Below are 387 nucleotides of genomic sequence, written 5' to 3' on the forward strand. Positions count from 1 at the left end.
GAGACGTACACCAAGGACGGCGACACCTACACGCTGAACCCCGAGTACACGCACAAGCAGCTCAACCTCAACCCGAGCGGCACGATCGACATCAAGAAGGACCTCGGCTTCGCCAACGACGTGTTCGCCGGGTCCACCGAGTCGCGGGCGCTCAAGGAGTCGTACAACGTCCCCGCGTTCGTCGAGTACATCGACTCGGTGCTCTCGACCCGCACGCCGCGCGACCCGTTCCCGCGCGCACCCCTGGACGAGGCCGAGCTCGAGCAGTCGTCGCTCCTGGCGACGCCGCTCAAGGACTCGGTCGACACCGCGACGCTCGAGTTCATCCTCGGGCAGCGTGACCTGTCGCAGTGGGACTCCTTCCTGAGCCAGCTCGAGGGCCAGGGT

At 66.4% G+C, this 387-nt stretch carries 1 pseudogene; it reads left to right on the top strand.

Annotated elements, in window-relative coordinates:
* Positions 1–387 (top strand): annotated as a pseudogene (locus G3I56_RS43020) (hypothetical protein); the annotation flags it as partial.

Source organism: Streptomyces sp. SID12488, from assembly GCF_010548275.1.
Classification (GTDB): domain Bacteria; phylum Actinomycetota; class Actinomycetes; order Streptomycetales; family Streptomycetaceae; genus Streptomyces.